A 15,228-nucleotide genomic window follows, 5' to 3' on the forward strand; every position below is an offset into this window, starting at 1 on the left:
CACCGCAACCGCTCCGTCCCCACCGCGACCCGCGCCCCGGGCCAGCGTCGCGCGAGTCCGCCGAGCGCCGCCGCCAGCGTCATTCGGGCCAGGGCCGAGCCGAGGCAGTAGTGCGGGCCCAGGCCGAAGCTCAGTTGGCGGCTGCGCGTCGTTCGGTCCAGTCGCAGCAGCTGCGGGTCGGTGTGGGTCCGGTGGTCGTGGTTCGCCGCCGTGAGGGACAGCAGGACCTGGCTGCCCGCCGGGATCACCGTTCCGGCGATCCGTACGTCGCTGAGCGCGTGGCGCGTCGTCGCGAACGGCCCGGGGGTGTCCATCCGCAGCAGTTCGTCCACGGCGCTCGGCGACAGCTCGCCGGTCGCGGCCAGCGGCGCCAGGCCGTCCGGCTCCGCGCACAGTGCCAGGACCGCGAGGGCCAACATCTGCACCGTGCTGTCGTACCCGGCCAGTAGCAGCATGGCGATCAGGTCCAGCAGCTCTTCCCGGCTCACCGGGGCGGCGCCCGGCGTCTCGTTGCCCGCCGTCCAAGTCCTGATGACCTCCCCGATAACGCCCGCACCGCGATCCGCGGACGCACCGAGATCAACCCGCCACCGCACATAAGAGTCCAGTACGGACACCGCCGCCTCCTTCTCGGCGACGCTGTGCCCCTGGGCGTCGGCCAGCGTGTCCATCGCCGCGCGCAGTGCCGGCCGGTGCGCTTCCGCGATGCCGAACACCTCGCACATCACGCCGAACGCGAACGGCTGCGCGAAATCCGCCAGCAGCTCTACTTCCAGATGCTCAGCTCGGTCCGCGCCCTCCGCGCCCTCCGCGCCCTCCAGGTTCGCCACACCCGCCAAACTTTCCCGGCGCCCAAGCCCGTCCAGCATCCCCTCAGCCAACTCCGCGACCCGCTCCCGCCAAGGCGCGAGCCGCGCCGCCGAGAGCGCCGGCGCGGCCAGCCGCCGGATCCGCGTGTGGTCCGGCGGATCGTAGTTGACCAGCGTCATGTCCAGGGCCCGGTGCGGACGGCCGACGTCGACCGGCTCGCGGGCCAGCGACAGCCGCGGGTTCAGCAGCGCGGCGCGGACGTCGGCCTCGCGCGTGACCACCCACACCTCCTGTCCCGCCGGCGAGGTCGTGTGGGTCACCGGGCACGATTCGCGGAGCCGGTCCAGGACGGGCCGCGGGTCGGCGATGAACCGCCCGCCGAGCGGTGAAGCCGTTCCCGGGGACACAGGTGTCGAGGCCACAGCGCTGTCCCATCTGCTCAGGAGGTTGAGACTACGGATCGATATCAGTGCTCGTGGTGCTCGTAGTGCTCGTAGTGTTTGCGGTGCTCGCGGTACTCGTAGTCAGTGGTCAGGAATGCCCGTTCCCGGCCAGCAACAGATCGCGCACAGCGTCGATCAGCACCAGCCCGGCCGCCCGCCCCGCCTCGTCCAGCCCCTCGACCGCCCGCACCCCGGCGCGCACCCCAACCGCGCCGGGACGCCCTTGCGCCTGCCGCTGCGTCACCAACCGCAGCGCGCCGGCCGACTGCCGCGCGAACAGCGCGAGCAGGTCGAGCTCGGCCAGGTCGGAACGCGCCTGCGGGGAGGGGTCCAGCACCTCCAGGACGCCGAGCACCCCGGACGCGTCCAGCAACGGCGCCGCCATCAGGGCATTGGGAACGTACTGGGTGGACTCGGCCAGATCGCGGGCGAACCCCTGCTCCCGGTTCAGATCGTCCACCACCATCGGCTCGCCGGAACCGGCGACCCAGCCCGCGATCCCGCGTCCGGCCGGGAACCTGCGGCCGACCAGGAAGTCCTCGCCCTGCCCGGAGACCGCCTGGAAGACCAGTTCCCCGGCGGCCTCGTCGAGCAGGAAGATGGAGCTGGCGGCCGCGCCGAAGATCGCGCGGGCGGTGTCCACGATGGACTGGAGCAGTTCCCGCGCCAGCGGGTCGGCTGCCGCATCGGTCACCGCATCGGTCACCACGCCGGCGCCCGCTTCGGCTCCGGACCGGTCCACGACAGTGTTGTCCGGCTGGTTCATGCTGCACCTCTGGTATCGACTTGGACGTTGGCTGCCGTCAGATAGAGCACGCTCTTGAGCTGGAACAGAGTCAGGCCCGGATGCTTGGCCAGGATCCGCGCGCAGGTCCCGGTGACGAACGGAGTGGCGAAGCTGTTGCCGGTGGTGCGGATCGTCTTGCCGCCGAGCCAGGCCACTGAGACGTTCTGGCCGGCGGCGAAGAACTCCACCGGCGGCTCGGGGTTGTACAGGTGCAGATCCTGATCGGTCTCCTGGTGGCTGCCGACCGAGAACACCGAGGAGAACCGCCACGGAAAGCTCTCCACCGGAGTGTTGTGCGCCGAGGCCACCAACGCGGTGCCGCCGAAGTACGCCTCGTCGGCGAGCTCGTGCAGCGCCTGCGCGAACTTCGCACGCGTGGTCGACAGGCTCAGGTTCACCACGTCGAACCGCTGCTGCACCGCCCAGCGTAGCCCGGCCAGCAACACATCACCGGTCCCGGAGAAGCGCTCTCCCAGAACCCTGACACTGTGCAGCTCACAGTCCGGGGCCAGCCGCCGCACGATGCTCGCGCAAGCCGTGCCGTGACCGCACATGTCGCCGGTGTCGGTCGGCACGACGCGGAACCCGTCCTCGTCGCCGACCACCACCCACGACCCGTCGACCTCCCCGACATCCGGATGGTCCCGCTCGACACCGCTGTCCACGACGCAGACCCGGATCCCGCGCCCGGTCGAGCCGCCCCACGCCCACTCCGGCGTGACGTCGATCCCGTCCGCGCTCAGCGCGATCTCGTCCGGCGTCCGCCCGCGCAGGCTCCACGTCAGCCGCGCCGGATCGGGGGAGCTGCGCAACCGCGGCGCGTGCGGCGGATGCGGCGGATGCGGTAACGGCGCCGGACGCGCCGGATGCGGCGGCGCCTCCGCCGGCGCCGACGCGTGCTCGATGGAGTCGGTGGTCATCGGGTGAGCCTTCCTGCGGAAACGACGGCGTCGGCCGGGTTGTGTCCGATCTGGTCCAGCAGCTGCTGCGCGCAGCGCGCTCCCGGCCGGTGCCCCTTTGCGGCGAACAGATCCAGCGCCGAGCGGGCGGCCCGCTCTGCCTCCGACCCCCGGCCCGCGGCCCGCGCACAGCGCGCCAGATCGAGCGCCGCAGTGGCCTTGAGGACCGGCGAGTCAGTAGGACCGGCATCGGCGACCGCGCGTCGAGCCAGTTCCAACGCCCGCCCCGGAGCCGAATCCACCAGCACCCGCGCCAACAACCCTTGCAGATCGACAGCGTCCTCAAGCGACAGCGCGTCAACGGCTTCGATCGGCTCATGTGTATCCGGTTGCAGCACCAGGGCTCTTGCGGAATCAGCATCCCCGGAATCCACCAGCACCCGAGCACGCGCGCGCCGGAACTGGCCCGCCGCGTTGCTCCCACCCATCCGCTCAGCGGCCCGCTCGGCCAGCCGCAGCAGCGTATCGGCCTCCTGCGGCCGGCCGGACAGCGAAGCGATGGTGGCCCGGAAGAAGGGCAGGAACACGGAGGTCTCCGCGTAGCCGGCCGCCTGCGCCTCCTGATCCGCCGCGTCCAAGCAGGCCCCGGCCTCCGCGGGCCGCCCATCCAAAGCGAGCAGCACCGCGAGCGGGCAGTTGAGCGTGATCTGCACGATGCGCCGCACCCCGTGCCGCGCCAGCAGCTCACGGCACCGCGCCACGGCCTCGGCGACCGGCGTCGGCCCGGCGCACAGCGAGACTCCGAGCGCGCCGAGGATGGCCGCGCGCTCGGGCTCGGCATCGGCCCGCACCGCGTGGTCGGCGGCGCTGAGCAGCAACTGCTCGGCCTCGCCATGCCGCCCCAGCGTCTGCCGCGCTTGCGCCACCCGAAGCCGCGACCTGGCTTGCCCCAGTTCGTCGCCGGCCGCGGTGAAGGCGGCGCTCACCTCCTCGGCGACGCGGGCCGTGCCGTCCGGATCGGCGTCCGCACTGTGCACGGCCAGCGCCAGCCGGGCGTGCGCACGCACCAGGTTCGCGGCGGCCGGATCGGCGGCGATCTCGGCCAGCAGGGCCCGGCCCTCGTCCAGGTTCCCGCCGGCCACCAGCACCTCGGCCAACTGCCACAGCACCCGCGGCCGCTGCTCGTCCGCCGGTTCGCTCAGCGCGGTGGCCCGGCGCAGCAGCGGCTCGGCCCAGCCGAGGTCGGCTCGCGCCAGGGCCCGGGCCCCGGCGGCGGCCAGGGTCGTCATCGCGCGGGAGCGCAGCAGTTCGGTGCGGCCGTCGGCCAGCCCGAGCTCGCTGCGGTAGCGGTGGGCGAGCTCCAGGTGGGTGCCGACCTCGTGATCAGTGGCCTGTGACGCCACCAGCAACCCGGCCGTGCGCTCGTGCCGCTCCGCCCGCACCCGCTTGGCAGTGCGCTGATACGAAACCTCCTGGACCAGGCCGCTGCTGAAGCGGAAGTCGTCGCCGGTCGCGGCCTCGATCATCCGGTGCTGGGCCAGCTCGCGCAGCGCCGGGCTGGTCGCGTCGGCGTCCTCGGGTTCGGCGTGCAGATCGCCGCCGGGCCCGCCCTCGGGGCCGGACCGGGCCAGACCGGCGACCTGACTCGCCGTGAACTCGCGGCCCAGGACCGCCGCCAGGGACAAGGCCGCGCGTTCGGCCGTGCCCAAGGCGTCGATGCGGACGCCGAGCAACGCCTGGATCGTAGAGGGCAGACCGTCGGCGCCGTCCAGGTTCGCGGGATCCGCGACCGCGAGCAGCTGCTCCAGCAGCAGCGGGTTGCCCTCCGCCCGATCGAGGACACGGGCCGGAAACCGTTGTGGCACACCGGATTCCCGCTCGGCATAGGCCTCGGCCAGTCGTGCGCAGTCCGCCCTCGGCAGCGGAGGCAGCGTGAGGCATTCCTGGTCCGGGCCGGACTCCAGTAGTTCCGGACGTCCGGCGCAGATCAGCAGCAGCGGGAAGTCGGCGGCCAGTGCGGACAGCCGTTCGACGGTGGCCCGCAATGCCGGGCGTGACCAGTGGAAGTCGTCGAGCACCAGGATCAACGGCGCGTCGGCGGCCAGGTGACGCAGCACCACGGCCAGCGAGGCGCAGGTGTCCTCGACGGACGGATTGGGCGTGCCGTCACGCAGCATCCCGACGTCGAGCAGCGCCAGCGCGTCGGTCACCGCCCCGGGCCAGGACGATCTCGGCTCTGCCTTCGCGCTCGTTCCCGGCCCCGCATGAACGTTGTCCAACAGCGCCGAGACCGCTTCGGCCAGCGCCGTCAGAGTGCCGCTCTGCGCGTGCGGACGGCAGCGGCCGACACCGGCGTGCGCCTGCCGGGAGGGATCACGTTCCAGCCACTCCCGCAGCAGCCTGGTCTTGCCCAGGCCCGCCTCCGCGGCCAACGTCAGTACCCGTACTCGCCCGCCCTCGGCCGTGTCGCGCAGCGCACCGTCCAACGCCACGAACTGCTCCTCACGCCCCACGAAGGGCAGATCGAAGCGGCGCAGCAGCCCCGGATCGTCCCCACGCAGGGCACTGAGCCGGTACGCCCGCACCGGTGCGGACTTCCCCCGCAGGCTCATCGGCCCCGCGTCCTGCGCGACCACCGCCGCGGAGACCGCGCGCCGGGTCTCCGCGTCGATCAGGATCTCGCCGGGCGCGGCGTTCTGTTCGAGCCGGGCCGCCACGTTGGCCACCTCGCCGGAGACGAGCACCTGCCGCTCCTCGGAGTCGGTGCCGACCACCGCCTCGCCGGTGGCGATGCCGATCCGCACGGCCAGCCGCACGCCGAGCGCCGAATGGAGTTCCTCGTTCAGCCGGTCCAGGACCTCGGGCACCTCAAGGGCCGCGGCGACCGCGCGCAGCCCGTCGTCCTCATGCAGATCCGGGATTCCGAAGACGGCCATGACCGCGTCCCCGATGAACTTCTCGACGGTGCCGCCGCGGGACTCGATGGGCTCGCGCACGGCCGCGAAATAGCGCAGCACGACGGAGCGCAGCGTCTCCGGATCGAGCCGTCCGGACAGGGCGGTCGAGCCGACCAGGTCGCAGAACAGCACGGTGACCGGTCGGCGTTCCTCGGCCGGCGCGGTCCCGGTCGCCGGCGCCGGGATCCGGGACGGCGGCGCCGGAACCCGGGCTGGCGCGGGCGTCGGTATCGCCGCCGTCGTGGCGTCCGCGGCGCAAGGCGTACCGCAGTACAGGCAGAAGCGGGCGCTGTCAGGCAGCGTTTCGGAGCATGCGGCGCAGTGCACTGCTTCCCCTCCTCGAAGCTCGGTCGGAACAGGCGGTCAGGCGCTCGGTGCAAGCCGTTCTACAGGTCGCTCTACAAGTCGTTCTGCAAGCTGTTCAGAACAGTGCGCCGCCGGCGATGTTGCCGTGCGCCTGGACCTCGGGTTCGACCTCGTCGAGCTTGGCCTTGAGGTCCACCAACAGGTCCAGCTCCGGTCCGGTGAGCGAACCCAGGACCATGACCTGTTCCTCGCTCAGCGTCGCCAACGGGAATCCGGCCGCCTCGAGTACGGCCAGCGTGGGATTGTCGAAGTCGTTCACGCGTTCCTCCACAGGTCGGTGATCCGTGACAGTTCCCTGATCAGCTCGGTCAGCGCGCCGACGGTGTGCAGCGCGTTCACGCCGATCGCGGAGTCCTGAGCCCGGGTCAGAGGTAGGTCGTCCAGTACGGCGTCCAGGCGGCCGGTGTGGGAGCCGTCCAGTTCGGCGTGCGCGCGAACGGTGCGGAACGCCTCGGCGGGCAGCCCGGTGTCCAGCGCCAGCCGGTCGGCCAGCCACTCGGCGGGAGCCCGGCTTTCGAGCACTGCGATATAGCCGAGCAGCGTCACCGGGTGTCCGTGTTCGATCCAGTAGTACTGCGGGCCGACCAGCCGGGCCGCCGCGAGCCCGGCCGGCGGCGCCGGGAGGTTTCCGTCGTCCCGCACGACGGCGAGGTCTTCCAGCAGCCAGCGATCGTGGTCGCGTTCCTCCTCGATGTGCTCGACCAGGTAGTCGTGCAGGAGGGCGCTGAGCGGATCCGCGTCCCCGCGCTCGGCGCATCGCCGGGCCGCGAGCTCCATGAGCGGGACCGAAGCGCGGATCACCTGATGCATGGCGGCGAGGTAGCGGCCGTAGCGCGGGGCGAGGCCGTCAGCCAGCCAGAGACGGTCCAGCGCGGTGTTCAGAGCGCGGTCGGCGAGGGAGATCTTGACGTGCAGCACGCCGCTGCGCGAGAGGGTCGCGGTCATCGTGGGCCGCCCGGAGCCCCACTCGGAGCCCCGCCCGGAGCCACCAGCTCGGCGTACTTGGCGCAGCCGAAGCGTCGCACCAGCGCGACCGGACCGGCTTCGGCCTGCGTCCGCGTGGCGTGCCGGTCCAGCAGCTCCCCGGCCGGTCCGGCACCGAAGGCGCGGATCGCCGGCAGATCAGTGCTCTGGGGGAGTGCGAGGCAGGCGGCGCAATAGCCGTCCGGACCGGTGTCGCCGTCACCGAATCGGGAGCGCAGGTGCAGCGGACCCAGAGCCCTGATCATCCGCAGCTCGGGTGAGTTCAGGGCCCGCTCGCGCAGCGTCGGCCAGTCGTCTTCGGCGATGTTCCCGAGCAGCAGATGCTCCGGGGCCGGTCGCCGGTCCACGGCGTCCTGACCGCAGCAGGCCAGGACCGTGCCGTCGGCGGCCACCACGGGCCACGCGGCCATGGCGCACGGCAGCACGCGAGTGCGATCCGGTGTGCTTTCCGAGGCCTCGTCAGCCCCGGCGGCGATCCGTGCGGCCGTGGCCCAGGACGTCGCCCGACCCACCGCGCGCACTTCGTTCACCAGCATCGGAACCCGGTCCCCGAACCTGCGCCGGACCTGTGCGGTCACTTCGGCCAGATACGGATCGTCGGCGCCGTGTCCGGTGAGGTGCAGGCTCACCGCCATGCCGTCGTCCAGCAAGGTGGCGAGCGTGCGCAGGACCGCAGCCCTGGGCACCTCTCGCTCGTGTTCGCGGTCCAGGCTCGCGGAGAAGTGGTCGACGGACCGGATCGCCTCCTGGACGTGCGGCGCGATGCGCTCGTGGCGTGCGAAGAACATCCCGCTGAGCAACGCCGTGCGTACTCCGCGAGCAGCGGCGGCCCGGGCAAGCTCGGTCACCAGGCCCGGCCGCAGTAGCGGCTCGCCGCCGGTGAACATGACCAGCTCCGGCCGGTTCTCCGGCCCGAACGAGCCGACCAGCCGGTGCAACGCCGCGGCGTCCGTCTGCGGCCCGGCCATGGTGGACGCGGTGGAGCAGTGCGCGCAGTGCAGGGGGCAGCGCTGAGTCAGCATCAGCAGCACGCCGGCGCAGGGCACCGGACGCAGGCTGATGAGGTCGACCAGTTCCACAGCGCGCTCCTTCTCGGCGGTCGCTCCGAGGACACCGCGTCGAGGGCGTCCGACGAACAATGTCCGCCCGGTCGATTCGCCCTCGGTTAACGCGCGCGCAAATACCGATATGGCCGCAGCTCCGGGCGTTGAGGTAGGGCCCTGACAAGCCGGTGCCGGGCCGTTGTGCGCCCGCCGACGAACCCCGAACCGCGCTGTCAAGCGATCCGACCTGCGGCCATAGCGAAAATGCGGCGCGGTCCAACCGGGCTCGAAGCGCGGCCGCACAGCATGGTCGGCGTCGGCCCCGGTCAACGAGGGCCACAGCGTGAGAAAACCCGCCTTCCGCACGAGTCTGGAGAACACGATGGGCAAGAAGCGTGAGCAGGAGAACGAGCCCGAAGTCGTCGCGCACTCCGGTGAGGACACGCCGTGGTGTGGCGTGAACACCGGCAGCGCCGCCACCGAGGACGACCCGGAGGTGATCGCGCACTCCGGTGAGGACACCCCGTGGTGCGGTGTCAACACCGGCAGCGCCGCCACCGAGGACGACCCGGAGGTGATCGCGCACTCCGGTGACGACACCCCGTGGTGTGGCGTCAACACCGGCAGCGCCGCTACCGAGGATGACCCGGAGGTGATCGCGCACTCCGGTGAGGACACCCCGTGGTGCGCGGTGAACACCGGCACCGCCGCCACCGAGGACACCCCGTGGTGCGGCGTGAACACCGGCAGCGCCTGATCCTCACCACCCCGGGCCAGTCGGCCGCGGCGCCGCCCATCCGGGCCGGCGCTGCGGCCGACCCGCCCGACCCCGCCCCGATCCATCCGACAGGAGGCACCATGCTCCGGACCATTAGCCCGGAACCGCTTGTCGCGGACGCTCCCTCGCGCCTGCTCCCGGCCCGGCAGGGCTGGTGGTTCGTCAGCGAAGGCGGCTCCGCCAAACTCCACCCCGCGCAGGTCGACGCCGACGGCACCGTCGCGCCGGCCACGCTGGACCGGCTGCGCGAACAGGGACTGCTGCGCAAGCGTCCGCCGAGCACCTACTCCCTCACGGTGCTGACCAGCACCGACTGCAATCTGGGCTGCGGCTACTGCTTCCAGAACATCGCGCAGGACCCGCGCGGGGGATCCCGGCCGCCCCGGATCGAGCACGCCCGGCTCAAGCCGGATACGACCTCTGCGATCCTCGACTTCACCCGCGCCCGGATGGCCGAGGCGAAGCTGGACAAGCTCGCCCTGATGCTGTTCGGCGGGGAGCCGCTGCTCAACCTGCGCGGCGCCGTCGACCTTCTGGAACGCGCCGCGGAGCTCGGCAAGCTCACCGTGTCCATGGTCTCCAACGGCACGCTGCTCACGCCGCTGGTCGTCAGGACCCTGAACGCCGCGGGCCTGGGCTCCGTCCAGCTCACCTTCGACGGCGACCGGGACGAGCACGACGCGATCCGCGTCACCCGCTCCGGCGGCCCGACCTTCGACAAGATCGTGGACAACGCGGCGCAGGCGATGAGCGCGGCATCAGTGCGCTGGCATCTTCGGGTCAACGTCTCGCACCTCAACAAGCACGGGATGGACGCGCTGGTGCAGCGGCTGGCCGACCGGCTCGACGTGACACAGTGCACCATCCAGTTCGCGCTCATCGGCGACGTAGGCGTCGGCTACGGCAACGAACTCTCCTACGGCGGCGCGCTCGCCGCGGAGTTCACCCGCTGGCACCGCGCGGCCCAGGAACGCGGCTTCACGCTGACCCGCCCGCGTTCGGGCAAGGGCTGCCAGGCGTGTGAGCACCCGGACGGCCAATACGGCGCGGTGGTCAGCGCCGACGGCTCGCTGGCCAGCTGCTGGGAGACCGCGGGCCGGCCGGAGTGGGTCGTGGGCGACGTCGACGGCGGCTACCTGTCCGGCGAGCACATCGCGGACCGCTGGATCACCTGTACCGACCAGTACCGGCACGGCGAGCACGCGGCGGAGCTGGCGGCGTTCCAGGACGAGGTCGACGCCGAACTGCTCGACCTGCTGCACCCGGCCGGGACCCGCTGACCGGCCCGACCGCTCGGAGGTGGAACGCATGACCAGCACTGGAATCCTGCGCGAGAACCGGGACTTCCGCCGCTTCTGGACCGGCTCGACCCTGTCGACGCTGGGCTCGCAGATGTCCCTGATCGCCTTCCCGCTGCTGGTCCTCTCCCTCGGCGCGGGCGCCGCGGAGGCCGGCCTGGTCGCCACCTGCTCGCTGGTCACCCGGCTGGCCCTGCGGCTGCCGGCCGGCAACCTGGTCGACCGCACGGACCGGCGGCGGCTGATGCTGGCCACCGACCTGGTCCGGCTGGTCGCCCTGGGCAGCATCCCGATCGCCGGGCAGTTCGGCGCGCTCGGCTACCCGCAGCTGCTCGTGGTCGCGATCGTCGAGGGCAGCGCGACGGCGCTGTTCGGCCCGGCCAGCAGGATCGCCGTGCGCGATGTCGTGCCCGAACATCAGCTCTCTGACGCGCTGGCGAAGGAACAGGCCGCGCTCGGGACCGCCACACTGGTCGGACCGTTCCTGGGCGGCTGGCTGTTCGCCGTGGACCGGATCCTGCCGTTCACCGCTGACGCGCTTTCCTATGCGGTCTCTGCGGTTCTTCTGCTGGGGATGGCCACTCGGCCACAGCCCGCCGACCCGGCGGCCCCGCGTCCGACCGGCGCTCTGGCCGGTGTGCGGTGGCTCGGGCGTCGGCCGGCGCTTCTCAGGGCCCTACTGTTCGGCTCGCTGCTGAACTTGGGCGGGGCGGCGGCCGAGGTGGCCGTGGTGGTGATGCTACGGGAGAAGCACACCGCGGGCACCGTCATCGGCCTGGTGATGGCGTGCGCCGGGGTGGGCGCCGTCCTCGGCGCCTTGGCCGCACCACGAGTCATCGCGCTGCTCGACCCCGGGCCGCTGTTCCTCGTGGTGGGCGTGGTCTGGACGCTCGGCTTCGCGGCGTTCGCCGCCGCCCCCACGCCACTGGTGGTCGGTCCGGTGCTGGTGCTGCTCATCTTCCTCACCCCGCCGGCCGGGATCCTGGTCGGACGGGTACTGCTCACCGAGTCCCCGCGCGAGTTGCTCGGCCGGATCTCCACCGCCGCCGATCTGCTGATGGCGGGCCTGGCGTCGCTGGGCCCGGCGGCGGCCGGCGTGCTGCTCCAGGACGCCGGGATCTCGCGGACGTGGGTGCTGTTGGCCGCGGTGATCGCCGCCGGGACGGCTGTCGCGGCGCTCCCGTTGTTGCGGGGCGGGGCGTTGTCGGCGACGACCGAGAATGCGTCGGCCGAGAGTGTGTCGGCCGAGAGTGTGTCGGCCGAGAGTGTGTCGAGCGATAAGGGTGCCTTCCTGGAACCCGATCTCGTCCTGCACTCTGAATCAGGTCTCGACGACGACGACCCGCAGGAGACGCCATGACCGCCGTGAACGAGCGCACCAGTCTCGTCACCCGCGGCTATCCACCGGCTCGGCGCACCGGCCCGGTCGAGGTGCTGCACGGCATCCCGGTCGCGGACCCGTACCGCTGGCTGGAGGACGAGTCCGACCCGGACACCGCGGCGTGGAGCGCGGCTCAGGAGGACCTGTTCGCCGCGCATCGGAGCGGCTGGGCCTGGCTGGAGCCGATGCGCCGGCGCATAGCAGAGCTCGTGGACACCGGCTCGGTCAGCGCTCCGGTCGCACGCGGCGGACTGCTGTTCGACACCCTCCGTGAACCGGGCCGCGACCAAGCCGCGCTGCGTGTCACCGACGCTCGGGGCCAGGACGCGCGGACGCTCTGGGACCCGCTCGTCCACGACCCGACCGGGCTGACGGTGCTGGAGTCCTGGGATCCGTCCCAGGACGGTTCGCTGATCGCCGTGCAGTACTCGGCGGCCGGGACCGAGGACACCCGGCTCGTGGTGCTCGACGTCGCGACCGGCCGCCCGGTGGACGGCCCGATCGAGCGGCTGCGACGCTCCCCGCTGGCGTGGCTGCCGGACTCCAGCGGCTTCTACTACGTGCGCCGCCGCCCGCCGGAGGAGATACCCGGCGAGGAGCGCTACCACCGCCGGGTCCGCCTGCACCGGCTCGGGACCGACCCGGAAGGCGACGCGCTGATCTTCGGCGAAGGCCGGGCCATGGACGACTTCTACACCCCGGCCCTGTCGCCGGACGGCCGCTGGCTCACGATCGCGGTCACGCGCGGCGCGGATCCCGCGACCGAGCTCTGGCTGGCCGACCACGTCGCCGGTACGCCCGAAGCTCCGGCGCTGCGACGGGTGCTCGGGTCCGGGGGAGCGCGGCTGGACTTGGTGATCCCGGCGGGAACCGGGCCGCATGACCGGGCCTATCTGATCAGCTATCAGGACGCGCCGAACGGTCGGCTTGAGAGTGTTTCCCCCGCCGCGCTCACCGGGTCCGACCAGGATTCACGCTCGGCCTTGTCCGGCGATCTCGTCCTCGTACCCGAGGATCCCGAGGCCGTGCTGACCGAGGTCACCGCGCTCGACGGCCTACTCCTCCTCACCCGCGTGCGCCACGCCGTCTCCGAGCTCACCCTCCACGACCCGCACACCGGAGAGCAGCTGCACCGCCTCGCCCTCCCCGGCCCGGGCACTGTCGGAAGCGTGCGCCCCGCACCCGACGGCCGCCAGGCGTGGTTCGGCTACACCGATCACGTCACGCCCAGCCACGTCCTGCACTTCGACGCCCGCTCCGCCGCGCTCACCGCCTGGGCCTCGGCCCCCGGCGCCCCGGTCATCGAGGGCTGCGTCGTCCGGCGGATCCGTTACGCCGCGCATGACGGCACGCCGGTCACCGCCTTCGTCCTGTCCCCGTCCGGACGTCCGGACCGTCCGCGCCCGACCGTGGTCAGCGGCTACGGCGGTTTCGGCGCCTCGATCGTCCCCGGCTGGGCCGCGCAGGCCCTGGCCTGGGTCGAGATGGGCGGCGTCTACGTCTTCACCTGTCTGCGCGGCGGCGGCGAGGAGGGCCGGGCCTGGCACGACGCCGGGCGCCGGGCCAACAAACAGACCACCTTCGACGACCTGGACGCCGCCGCCGACCGGCTGGTCGCCGCCGGGTGGGCCGACCCCGCGCGCCTGGGCCTGCTCGGCAGCTCCAACGGCGGCCTGACCGTCGCCGCCGCGCTGACCCAGCACCCTGAGAAGTACGCGGCCGTCGTCTCCGTCGCCCCGCTCCTGGACATGGTGCGCTACGAACACTCCGGCATGGGCCCCAGCTGGCGCGAGGAGTACGGCAGCGCCGCCGACCCCGCGGACCTCGCCGTCCTGCACGCCTACTCGCCGTACCACCACGTCCGCGAAGCGGTCGACTACCCGGCCGTCCTGTTCGGCGTGGCCGACGGTGACACCCGCGTCGATCCGCTGCACGCCCGCAAGATGTGCGCGGCCCTGCAACACGCCTCGGCCGGGCCCGCCCCGATCCTGCTGCGTCTGGAACGCGGGGTGGGCCACGGCGCCCGCGGCACCGCCACGACCGTCGACCTGTTCGCCGACGTCATGACCTTCCTCGCCGAACACCTCGATCTCGCTCGCGACACCGCGTGATCGGCGTCAGTCGTGGTTCTGCTCAGTCCCGCCGCGCGACCACCCGATACGCGTTCGAGAGTCCGAACCGGCGTATCAGGGCCTTGGGCATGATCCGGTCCAGGACCGTCGCCGCGGCCAGCGCCGGGATGCCGGCGATCACGATCGCCGCCCGCGTGACGCGCTTGAGTCGCCCCGGCCGCCGGGGCAGCCACGGCGCCTCGTCCCGCGGCGCGATGCCGTCCACCGCGAACCAGGTCGCGGCGAGCAGGTCGACCCGGTCGTGCGGCTCGGTGTGCTGTTCGGCCACGACGGTGAACCCGAGCGCGCCGAGCCGTTCGCGCAGGTTGCCCACCGGCAGGAAGTGCAGGTGTTGGGGCTGGAGCCACGGCAGCCAGCGGCGGCCGAGCAGCCGGGAGTAGCGGCTGGCCGCGTCGGGGACCTCGATCAGCAGGTAGCCGCCGGGCCGGATGGCCAGCCGCGCGGCCTCCAACTCCAGCCCGGGCTCCACGCTGTGCTCCAGGTAGTGGAACATGCTCACCACGTCGTAGGTCCCCGCCACGGTCGGCGCGACCTCGACGAAGCTGCCCCGGTAGCCGTGCCGGACGCGTCCGGCACGCTCGGCCAGTTCCGCGCCGTCGGTGAAGTCCAGGCCGTCGAACTCCGTGTGCGGGAAGACGCCGCGCGCCGCCTCGCAGAAGTGGCCGTGTCCGGTGCCGACGTCCAGCCAGGCGGCGGGCTGGTCCGCGTGCGGCGCCAGCGCCTCGGCGCGCTTCCGGTAGATCGCGCCGCGTCCGGCGAACATGTTGCCGGTGCCCTTCTCGCCGAGACCGTCGTAGAAGTCGCGGTAGTAGAACTCCAGGCCCTCGGAACTCAGGCGCGGATTCTGGAAGATGTGCCCGCACTCCAGGCACCGGTCCAGCCGGAATTCGCCGGGTTTGTGTTGGAGCAGGTCCGTGGTGTGCAGCCGCTCCCGGAGCCGGTCCGAGCCGCACCACGGGCAGACGGTCCGTCGGGGTTCGAAGTAGCGGTCGACGCCGTCCTTGAGGTCGGCCTCATATGTGGGGCGCCGTGCTGCGATCTCTTCTGTACGGCTCACGCGCATTGCATATCATACGTCTGATTATGTCGCCAGGGCCGCGCGGCGACAGGGACATGTCAGGTTGTGGTCTTCCGGTGGAAGTTCTCCGCGGCCCCGGCTTCGATTAGCGCTGATCAGGGCATTCGGGCCGCACGTTTCATCTCAGGGTCGGAAGACACCTGCCGTGCGCAATATCGTCGATACAGGTTTACAGCACACATCTTCCGACATCACGTTCGATGTGCCAGACTCCCTACCCGTTGGTAACCCTGAAACCCTGTTTGGTAACCCTGAGTCAGCGGCCTTACGGC

12 protein-coding genes are annotated in these 15,228 nt (G+C 72.1%); 4 read left to right on the top strand and 8 right to left on the bottom strand.

Translation table 11 applies throughout. The features are described 5' to 3' along the window. The 7 genes from IZR01_RS53550 to IZR01_RS28785 all read right to left on the bottom strand — a co-directional run. Nucleotides 1-1,232: cytochrome P450 (locus tag IZR01_RS53550; protein ID WP_194925672.1), on the bottom strand; the 1,232-nt coding region annotated here is incomplete at its 3' end. 109 nt (nt 1,233-1,341) lie between these two features. After that, the gene (locus tag IZR01_RS28760) at nt 1,342-2,019 is read right to left on the bottom strand and encodes a GAF domain-containing protein (protein WP_194925673.1); all 678 of its coding nucleotides are present in this window, start codon (nt 2,017-2,019) and stop codon (nt 1,342-1,344) included. Then, nucleotides 2,016-2,960: a S8 family peptidase gene (locus IZR01_RS28765; protein WP_194898909.1), complete on the bottom strand. Its 945-nt coding sequence runs from the start codon at nt 2,958-2,960 to the stop codon at nt 2,016-2,018. The genes IZR01_RS28760 and IZR01_RS28765 overlap by 4 nt, the downstream gene beginning before the upstream one ends. Then, nucleotides 2,957-6,223 carry an adenylate/guanylate cyclase domain-containing protein gene (locus IZR01_RS28770; protein ID WP_194925674.1) on the bottom strand — a complete coding sequence of 1,089 codons (3,267 nt, stop codon included), beginning with the start codon at nt 6,221-6,223 and terminating at the stop codon, nt 2,957-2,959. Before IZR01_RS28770 ends, IZR01_RS28765 begins: the two co-directional genes overlap by 4 nt. A 94-nt stretch (nt 6,224-6,317) precedes the next feature. Continuing rightward, the gene (locus IZR01_RS28775; RefSeq protein WP_228555940.1) at nt 6,318-6,521 is read right to left on the bottom strand and encodes an aroma-sacti cluster domain-containing protein; all 204 of its coding nucleotides are present in this window, start codon (nt 6,519-6,521) and stop codon (nt 6,318-6,320) included. Continuing rightward, nucleotides 6,518-7,207, bottom strand: a complete 690-nt coding sequence (locus IZR01_RS28780; protein ID WP_194925675.1) for a hypothetical protein — start codon at nt 7,205-7,207, stop codon at nt 6,518-6,520. The genes IZR01_RS28775 and IZR01_RS28780 overlap by 4 nt, the downstream gene beginning before the upstream one ends. Then, nucleotides 7,204-8,325, bottom strand: a complete 1,122-nt coding sequence (locus IZR01_RS28785) for a radical SAM/SPASM domain-containing protein (RefSeq protein ID WP_194925676.1) — start codon at nt 8,323-8,325, stop codon at nt 7,204-7,206. Before IZR01_RS28785 ends, IZR01_RS28780 begins: the two co-directional genes overlap by 4 nt. 307 nt (nt 8,326-8,632) lie before the next feature. Here IZR01_RS28785 and IZR01_RS28790 point away from each other — a divergent pair, with 307 nt between their 5' ends. The 4 genes from IZR01_RS28790 to IZR01_RS28805 all read left to right on the top strand — a co-directional run bounded on the left by IZR01_RS28790 (nt 8,633) and on the right by IZR01_RS28805 (nt 13,857). Further along, nucleotides 8,633-9,046: a hypothetical protein gene (locus tag IZR01_RS28790; protein WP_194898914.1), complete on the top strand. Its 414-nt coding sequence runs from the start codon at nt 8,633-8,635 to the stop codon at nt 9,044-9,046. A 101-nt stretch (nt 9,047-9,147) separates the two neighbouring features. After that, a complete protein-coding gene (locus IZR01_RS28795) occupies nt 9,148-10,347 on the top strand; it encodes a radical SAM protein (protein WP_194925677.1) in 1,200 nt (399 codons plus the stop codon). 28 nt (nt 10,348-10,375) lie between these two features. Next, nucleotides 10,376-11,725 (top strand): MFS transporter, encoded by a 1,350-nt coding sequence (locus tag IZR01_RS28800; RefSeq protein ID WP_194925678.1) that lies wholly within the window; start codon nt 10,376-10,378, stop codon nt 11,723-11,725. Then, entirely contained in the window at nt 11,722-13,857 is a 2,136-nt protein-coding gene (locus IZR01_RS28805; protein WP_194925679.1) for a prolyl oligopeptidase family serine peptidase, read from the top strand. The genes IZR01_RS28800 and IZR01_RS28805 overlap by 4 nt, the downstream gene beginning before the upstream one ends. A 22-nt stretch (nt 13,858-13,879) precedes the next feature. Here IZR01_RS28805 and IZR01_RS28810 read toward each other — a convergent pair whose 3' ends face one another. After that, a complete protein-coding gene (locus IZR01_RS28810; RefSeq protein WP_194925680.1) occupies nt 13,880-14,941 on the bottom strand; it encodes a class I SAM-dependent methyltransferase in 1,062 nt (353 codons plus the stop codon). Nucleotides 14,942-15,228 lie beyond the last annotated feature (287 nt).

The organism is Catenulispora pinisilvae, assembly GCF_015356865.1.
Taxonomy (GTDB): Bacteria; Actinomycetota; Actinomycetes; order Streptomycetales; family Catenulisporaceae; genus Catenulispora; species Catenulispora pinisilvae.

What these genes read in the sequence shown, in the direction of transcription:
- IZR01_RS28795 (WP_194925677.1), top strand. Translation starts at nt 9,148, where the DNA reads ATGCTCCGGACCATTAGCCCGGAACCGCTTGTCGCGGACGCTCCCTCG.
- IZR01_RS28805 (WP_194925679.1), top strand. Translation starts at nt 11,722, where the DNA reads ATGACCGCCGTGAACGAGCGCACCAGTCTCGTCACCCGCGGCTATCCA.
- IZR01_RS28780 (WP_194925675.1), bottom strand. Translation starts at nt 7,207, where the DNA reads ATGACCGCGACCCTCTCGCGCAGCGGCGTGCTGCACGTCAAGATCTCC.
- IZR01_RS28765 (WP_194898909.1), bottom strand. Translation starts at nt 2,960, where the DNA reads ATGACCACCGACTCCATCGAGCACGCGTCGGCGCCGGCGGAGGCGCCG.
- IZR01_RS28760 (WP_194925673.1), bottom strand. Translation starts at nt 2,019, where the DNA reads ATGAACCAGCCGGACAACACTGTCGTGGACCGGTCCGGAGCCGAAGCG.
- IZR01_RS28810 (WP_194925680.1), bottom strand. Translation starts at nt 14,941, where the DNA reads ATGCGCGTGAGCCGTACAGAAGAGATCGCAGCACGGCGCCCCACATAT.
- IZR01_RS28800 (WP_194925678.1), top strand. Translation starts at nt 10,376, where the DNA reads ATGACCAGCACTGGAATCCTGCGCGAGAACCGGGACTTCCGCCGCTTC.